The 8,093-nt window shown below is 40.2% G+C and carries 5 protein-coding genes and 1 pseudogene; 1 reads left to right on the forward strand and 5 read right to left on the reverse strand.

The window, feature by feature from the left end; all coding sequences use genetic code 11:
* The 3 genes from VNZ46_RS11240 to VNZ46_RS11250 form a co-directional block, all read right to left on the reverse strand.
* On the reverse strand, positions 1-3,594 hold a 3,594-nt coding region (locus VNZ46_RS11240; protein ID WP_325560252.1), incomplete at its 3' end, for a SusC/RagA family TonB-linked outer membrane protein.
* Between the two features lie 269 nt (positions 3,595-3,863).
* Complete coding sequence (locus VNZ46_RS11245) at positions 3,864-5,060, reverse strand: FecR family protein (RefSeq protein ID WP_325560253.1); 1,197 nt, start codon at positions 5,058-5,060, stop codon at positions 3,864-3,866.
* A 51-nt stretch (positions 5,061-5,111) separates the two neighbouring features.
* Positions 5,112-5,702, reverse strand: coding sequence for an RNA polymerase sigma-70 factor (locus tag VNZ46_RS11250; protein ID WP_325560254.1), 591 nt, complete (start codon positions 5,700-5,702; stop codon positions 5,112-5,114).
* 181 nt (positions 5,703-5,883) lie between these two features.
* Here VNZ46_RS11250 and VNZ46_RS11255 point away from each other — a divergent pair, with 181 nt between their 5' ends.
* A complete protein-coding gene (locus tag VNZ46_RS11255) occupies positions 5,884-7,437 on the forward strand; it encodes a carboxylesterase/lipase family protein (RefSeq protein ID WP_325560255.1) in 1,554 nt (517 codons plus the stop codon).
* Positions 7,438-7,471: 34 nt separating this feature from the next.
* On the opposite strand, the gene VNZ46_RS11260 is transcribed toward VNZ46_RS11255, so the two are convergent.
* A complete protein-coding gene (locus VNZ46_RS11260; protein WP_325560256.1) occupies positions 7,472-7,858 on the reverse strand; it encodes a hypothetical protein in 387 nt (128 codons plus the stop codon).
* A gap of 38 nt (positions 7,859-7,896) precedes the next feature.
* Positions 7,897-8,093 (reverse strand): annotated as a pseudogene (locus tag VNZ46_RS11265) (amino acid transporter); the annotation flags it as partial.

Below are 8,093 nucleotides of genomic sequence, written 5' to 3' on the forward strand. Positions count from 1 at the left end.
CGGAGCAGTTCTTAGCCCCCCAACCGCCGAGCCTCCAAGTGCGTTCTGAAATTCCGGATCTATTCCATTATGATTGGCTTTCCATAACATCACATTGGAAATTTGAGCCCTAAACGTGATCACGTCTGCTTTGAGTTTCGTACAAAATAGTTTTGGCAGGTTATAGGACAGCGTGATATCTCTCAATTTGATATAAGAAGCATCAAGCACATTGATGTCGGCCATCGTATAATAACTTACATCTCTTCTTGCAAGACTTGCTGTAGAGCTGGATATATAGGCAGGAATATTTGTATTGGCTTCATCTCCGGATTTTTTCCACCTATCTGCAAATTCAGCATTTAAATTCCCATTGAAACCAGCATTGGCATAGGTATTATCTCGTCCGGCAAATACACCATTTACATCCCTCCGCATTACATAACCCAGGTTATAAATTGCATTGATACTTAAGGAAAAATCCTTATAGCCAAACATATTGCTCAAACCACCGCTCCATTTGGGCTGAAAAGTGCCCATATATTTTACATCTTCTGGTTTCGCTGCATTTCTTGCTTTAGTAATGATGCCATCATGTAACTTAATCTGAGGATCGCCCATATTATCCAGACCCGCATAAGTATATGCAAATACTGAAAAAGCAGAATATCCTTCAAGATAAGCCTGATTGATTTTATCGCTGCCAAGGATGATCGGTGTAGTTTGGTTTAAACGAGTGATCTTATTCTTGTTAAAACTAAGGGTTAACATGCTATTCCATCTGAAGGCGCCCTGAACAAGGTTAACAGAACTTAAATTGATGTCGATACCCTGGTTGGTCATGTCTCCTGCATTTCCAATAGTGCTGGGAAAACTGGTAAATGGATTCAGAATCATATTTCCGATCAGGTTCTCTGTTTTCTTATGATAGAGGTCTAAGGTACCACTCAACCTGTTTTTAAGTAAGGAAAAATCTAGTCCGAGGTTAAAGGTCTTTGTCGTCTCCCAGGTAAGAGCCCTATTGGCCGGGCTGGACAAAGTCAGGCCTACACCTCCGGGATAAAATACATTCATTGTAGAAAGAAAAATGTCTTTAGAAGCTGCAACACCGGCATTGGGTGAATTACCTGTAATGCCATAGCTGCCTCTCAGTACCAATTTTTCGATCCAGTTCACATGCTGGATAAAATCTTCTTTACCCGCTTGCCATGCAAGACCCGAGCTCCATACAGGCCGATTTTGTGCGGATTTGTCTTTACCAAATAAATTAGACTGATCAATACGTACACCTGCATTTACAGTATATTTATCGGCATAGGTATAACCGCCGTTTGCATAGTAAGAGCTGGTACGTGCAATGGTTTCCGATTCATTATAAAAATCTGTTGACAAAATACTGGTTCCAGCTCCATTTGGCATCACCGTTTTAGATACACCCGTTGCCAGAGTTTTATAGTCTATTGCTGCATAACTCAGTAATTGAGGATTATATCCCCTTACCACAGAGCCATTTAAATTCACATACTGCTCCTGAGCCTCCTGTCCGGCCAGCAAAGTGATCTGATGCTGCTTATCATTCCAGGCATTATCGTATACCAGCTGGTTTCTTACTGTCCAGTTTTTATTCAACTGATTGGTCACGGTATTGCGTCCGCCGTTATTTGGCAGCAAGTACGTCGGCTGACTTCCGGCAGTTGCCGCAGGGAGGGTAAAAGAAGTGAGTTCAGAACGTACACTATAATTGTCTTGTGATAAATATCTAACCGTTTTATTTTGTGTCCTGCTGTATCCAAGAATCCCTTCGTACCTTAAGCCTTTTAACAGGTTTACGGTTACACCGGAAGTAATTGCTGCTTTAAACAGATTGCTTTTATTGGTTCCGGTATTGATTTCATCAAGAGGATTATACCGGAGGCTGACCAAACTTTTATTTTCGTAAGCGGTTCTTATATCATCTGTACGGTACAACCAAGACATATCCGCATTACTTCCATCTGAATTTTTGAACATGGCATAAGGCAGAAAGCTGGCATCCGGACTGACCGTATTCTGGGAACTGACTATATTGTTGACCAGATCTGTAATCAGGAACATTTTAATCCGGTTGCTAAACCTGTAATCCTGACGAAGATTGAGTCCGTAATTGTCGTTTTTATTACCCGGCGTACTGTTTTTTGTATTTGTATACGCACCCGATCCATAAAAGCTGTATTTATCTCCACCACCGGAAATAGATAAGCTATGGTTCATAAGCGCGGCATTACGGTACCATAAATCTTTAATTTCCTGAAGATTGTCCTGGCCTGCTAGAGCATTCAGTTGCTGATCCGCCTGGGCCTGTGTAATTAAACCGCGACTTTGATTGTATAAGATCTGTTCATGCGGAGAAACCGGGGCTGTCCCGCCAATTGTAGGAACGCTTATGCTCGCCCATGGATTGACTACAGGGTCAAAGATCTCTTTTGCTGCCTGAATATATTGGCTGCTGTTCAGCTTATTCAGGTAAGCAAGGTCTGGTTTACCCTGAAAATTGATAAAGCCATCATAGTTAATTTTGAGCTTTTGGTTGTTGCCTCCTTTTTTAGTCACCACCACGATTACACCATTAGCTGCTTTCGGGCCCCAGATAGAAGCTGATGTCGCATCTTTAAGAATGGTGATATCTTCCACGTCATTTGGGTTTATGGTACTGATATCAGTAACCGGAATTCCGTTCACTACATAAAGCGGATCTCTGTTAGTAAAATCACTAATAGTCGTCAGGCCACGGATCAAGACCGAACTTCCCCTCTTTCCATTGGACTGTAAATTCCCTGTCGGACTTGCAGAGTTATTGAGTACCAAACCCGGCACCAGTCCATCTAATCTTTGGATAACGTTCATAGATCCCGAGCGGTTCTTTAATATATCCATATCAGGTTTTGCAATGGCTCCCGCACTTCTTTCCCTCGCAATAGATTGGTAACCTGTATTAAAGGTAACATTCACTTCCTGCAGAATTCCATTCAAGGTCATCTTTATTGTTCCCATGTTTCTGGCCGCAGGCGCGACATATACTTTATAGCCAGTATATGAAATCAGAATTTTAGCTTTTTCATCCACGTTTTTCAAGTGGAATTCCCCTTCTGCATCCGTTACAGCAGCAGTTGTCCTGCCTTTAATATTCAGATTAAAGTCGCCTGTTTTCTGGTCATTTGAACCATCGCTGATCACCACACTAACTGTTGCACCAGAAAGAGGCCTCCCTTCCTCATCGGTTACCCGACCTGACACCTCTATCGAAGTGAAATAATCGGAAAGTCTGTCTATCAATGTTTTTTCTTTCTTTGTCAGAACCACTGTATTTTCTACGATCTGATAAGAAAAGGGCTGATCTTGAAGGCACGCCTTTAAAGCTTCTTCAATGGAAGCATTTTTCACATTGATGCTGATCTTTCTTTGGTTCAAGTCTTCTGCATTATAGAAAAACAGATAGCCACTTTGTTTTTTAATCTCAAGTAAGACCGTTTTCAAAGAAGTATCTTTTTCAGAGAGGTTAATTTTCTGAGCGTATCCTGCCGCAGTAGCTTGCATCAGGCCAATAAAAAACACGAATGTGACTAATTTCATCATCATCAAAATTTTTGGGAGTCGCCGTGTCATGGACATAGCTATGGTATTCGCAGTAATTTTCATTAATTTGCGTGAGTTTGAGTGTATACTGAAATAGTTAAGAGAAATTATTTGCCCCTCCGATCTGATCGGCTGGGTTTGCGTTTTACTCAGACTTTGCCGGAAAGTGCTTCGAACCACTTTTCGGCTTTTGTTTTAAGAACGCCGTATAGCTTTATTGCCTTCGTAAATATTTTTTCATGTTGGTTTGGTTAAGGTTATAAGTTGGTTATTTATTGACTGGATATAATTACTTTGCCAAGGCTCTTTCCATCTCCATTCATATTGAATTTAACATGGAAATTACTCAGGATCTTCAAAAAGACCGATGCACTAACTTTTCTTGAAATCTCCCCGGTAAAATGTTGATCAGGTAGTTTTCCTACATACACAACTTCCACGTTATACCAGCGGGCAAAGTCATTCATTATCGTTTTAAGATCGGCATCTGTAAAGCTAAATAAACCTTTTTGCCATGCCAGCACAGCATCGGTATTATTCTCCGTAATTTCAATATGATCATTGTTAAGCACCGATTGCTGACCTGGTTTAAGTGTGGCTGCTTTGCGCCCTGTTGGAGAAAGACCAGCAACACGCACACTTCCTTCAAAAAGTGTAGTTTTAGTCACGGCCGCTTCTTCGTAGCTATTGATATTAAAATGAGTACCCAGTACTTCCACATATTGCTGTTTACTTTCAACAATGAAAGGTTTTTTCTTATTCCTGGCAACCTCAAAATAAGCTTCTCCAGTCAATTGTACTCTCCTTTCTTCAGCAACAAATTGAACCGGATATTTTAAAGACGATGCCGCATTTAGCCAAACTCTGGTGCCATCAGGTAAACTCACCTGAAACTGACCACCTTTCGGTGTAGCAATAGTATTATATACTGTTTTTTGAGTTGTATTCCCGTTTAAAGTCTGATATTTTACTTTATAAATGATCTGACCATCTTCTGTTTTTTCAATAACAACACCAGACTCCAGGGCAAGCTGCCCTTTACCCGAAGCCGACAAAGGTATTGCAGAGCCATCTCCTAAAGTCAATATAGCTTTATTTCCACCGGGTGCAAGATCCTTTACAAAGGAAATCTGGTCTTCCTGTTTACTGCCTGAATACTGGAAAACAGCAACTATTCCAATAATAACAAGTACTGCTGCTGCTGCAATCCAGCTCCATTTCTGTTTGCCTAACTTTTTATGGATAAACTCTGTATTGTCCAGCCTGCATTCCAGTGTCCTGACAAAAGCAGGCGAAGGTAATTCAGTACTTTGATCTTCGGTTACATATTCTGCGTACAAATCCATAGTTTTCTCTATGTCTGCAGGTGATGCAACATTCAGCCACGAGATAAACTCCCGATGTTCGGAATCTGTATGTGCATTTACAGCAAATTTCTTTATAAAATCAGAGACTTTTTTCTGGTCCATATGTGTTATGACGAATGAGAATCTTAAAAGACCCCCTTCAATGAAAAAAAATTACAAGGCTTTTAAAAGGGCTAACAAGAGACCGGCAGATATGCCTCCGTGTTTATGCATATATTCTCTTATAAATGCAATTGAGGCATACAACTGCTTTTTGACCACAGATTTTGAAATAGACAGTTTATCTGCAATCTCATCCAGAGATAAATCCTGTTCTGTCCGCATTAAAAAGATTTCTCTTCTTTTTTCAGTTAAATTACTGATCGCCTCTTTAGATAAAGCGATATAGTCTTTATGATCTATACTGTCGGATGTACTGTCTTCTATAGGTTCCGTTTCAGGACTAACCATTTTAATGATTCTATTCTCTGTTTGTAATCTCCTCAGATGATCCAAAAGCAGGTTCTTGGTTACACGGTACAGATAAGGTTTTAAATTTTGCACAGCAGAGAGAATATTCCTGTTTTCCCAGATCTTAACAAAAACATCCTGAACAATCTCCTCACTAGCTTCCCTGGATTTCAGAAAAAGAAACACATGTCTGTAAAGTGGTTTGAAATAAAAGGTATAGAGCTGTGCATAAGCTTTCCTGTCGCCGCCTGAACAGCGCAGCTTAATATCTTCCTCATCAAAACCTTCTTGCATTTTTTATTCTTAAATCAGAAAGGCAAATATTAAAGAATTTACCCGAGATTGCAAATACTAAGATTTTTCTCCTGATCAACATTTTCGTTCCGGGTATTTTATTTTCTTGCCCTTACTTTATTATCGTAGCAAACAGGTTCTAAAAAACAGACCTCTCTGCTTTTATTTCTATCTTGCTAAAATGAGCAGAAAAATTCAAAAGTATATCCTCGCTATCCTTATTTTTTCAACCTGCCATTCTTTTGCTCAGGCACCTGCGGAAATAGTGCAGGTAAATGAAGGATTGCTTGCAGGAACAAGTTCTCCCGATGGAAAAATTCAAGCATTTAAAGGCATTCCATATGCTGCTCCCCCAATTGGAAATTTAAGATGGAAAGCACCTCAGGCTCCAAAACACTGGCAAGGAATAAGGGCAGCCGATCAATATGGCAACAGTGCAATGCAAACTACAGCTGCGCGCAATCCCTGGACTGCCGAATTTATCAATGATCAACCGATTAGTGAAGATTGTCTCTACCTGAACATTTGGACACCAAAACATCAAAAGGGAGAAAGTTTAGCCGTTTTGGTTTATATACACGGGGGTGGTTATGTTGAAGGTTCAGGCTCTACAGCCATCTCCAACGGAGAAAATCTGGCAAGAAAAGGCATCATCGTTATCGATATCAATTACCGTCTTGGCATTTTTGGCTTTTTTGCTCATCCCGAACTTAGCAGAGAATCTGTACATCATTCCTCAGGAAATTATGGTCTGATGGATCAAATGGCCGCCTTAAAATGGATACAGAAAAATATAGCTTCATTTGGAGGTGATCCAAAACGAGTTACAGTTTGTGGCCAATCAGCAGGGGCAGGATGTGTACATGACCTCATAGCGTCTCCACTAACCAAAGGTTTGATGAGTGGAGGTATTGCACAAAGTGGTTCAGACTTAGTGCCACGAACCCCAATGCTCACTCTATCACAAGCGGAAAAAGCCTGCTCTGATTTCACCAACAGTTTAGGTATATCTTCTTTAAAGCAATTAAGGGATTTGTCTGCTGATGAGTTATTGGCTTATACCAAAAAGCTGCCTGGTGTACTACGGCCAATTATAGATGGATGGTTTTTACCAGAAAGCGTTCCAGTTATATACCTACAGGGCAAACAGAACCCAGTGCCTGTGCTTACAGGCATAAATGCAGATGAAGGGAGTGCTAAATCTAACTATGGTAAAATACCTGCAGAAGAATTTCAAAAACAGAACCGCCAAATTTACGGGGTACTTTATGAAGATTTTGAGCATTTCTATCCAGCCCATACCGATTCAGAGGCCGGTACATCACAGGTTGAGAGTGCAAGAGATTTTGGCTTGGCCTCAACCTACTTATGGGCTGTTGGCTATTCGAAAATGGCACATGCCTATACCTATTATTTTAACCATCCCATTCCCTGGCCCGAATTTCCGCAATATGGTGCATTTCATTCCTCTGAAATTCCTTATGTGTTTAACAACTTGAACAAGCTCATGCGGCCCTGGACTCCGGCAGATAGGCAGATATCCGAAATGATGTCCTCCTATTGGGTGAATTTTGTGAATAAAGGTGATCCAAATGGCCCTGGTTTACCCTTATGGCCGTATGTAGAATCCAAAGTAGCTCAAACCTTGTATATAGATTTGAAGACAGAGACTAAACTCGCCCTGCCTTCAAATAAAATGAATTTTTTTCAGTTATTCTTTGCTCAGCCACTGTAGTAACGATCTGATAAAGCATCAGATGATTGCAATTTTAAAAATACATCATCGCAACAGACATATCCGCGCCTGCCGACATAGCCTCTTTCAAAACCTTGTCTCCTTTTAGAATTTTAACCCTCAGTACAGAATTCGCATCAATGCCTTTAGCACTTGCGTTAACCACACTTACAGACTTGTATTCCTTAGTGAAGGACTTTTTATCAGACAAGCTCTCTGATTGTGCTTCACTACTTCCATTAGAGATGGACGATATACTGATCAACTCACCATTTTCAACAGTTACCTTTACATAGATCTTTTCATCTGTTACAACAGTTTCTTTTTTGTCAATAACTGGATTACTTCCTTTACTGCACGAAAAAAGGGAAAGTGTAGTCATGGAAAACACGAATAGTATTGTTTTTAGCGTTAATTTCATAGAAACGTTAGATATAATTTCCTGCGAATATAGGCTTATTATTCATCATTCCTTTCAAGAACAGGATCCCGCTTTTTTAAAAATTCATTGATATAAAACAACGGCACCCCGATTAAGGCAATAAACAATCCCGGCCAGGTAAAGCCAGGTTTATATATGATCAATAAAACACAAAATGCTACGCCCAACAGTATATATAAAGCGGGCAAAAATGGATAGCCAATGGCTTTATATG

The organism is Pedobacter sp. (genome assembly GCF_035566355.1).
Taxonomy (GTDB): domain Bacteria; phylum Bacteroidota; class Bacteroidia; order Sphingobacteriales; family Sphingobacteriaceae; genus Pedobacter.

Coding starts and splice junctions, on each gene's coding strand:
- VNZ46_RS11245 (WP_325560253.1), bottom strand. CDS start 5,060: ATGGACCAGAAAAAAGTCTCTGATTTTATAAAGAAATTTGCTGTAAAT.
- VNZ46_RS11250 (WP_325560254.1), bottom strand. CDS start 5,702: ATGCAAGAAGGTTTTGATGAGGAAGATATTAAGCTGCGCTGTTCAGGC.
- VNZ46_RS11255 (WP_325560255.1), top strand. CDS start 5,884: ATGAGCAGAAAAATTCAAAAGTATATCCTCGCTATCCTTATTTTTTCA.
- VNZ46_RS11260 (WP_325560256.1), bottom strand. CDS start 7,858: ATGAAATTAACGCTAAAAACAATACTATTCGTGTTTTCCATGACTACA.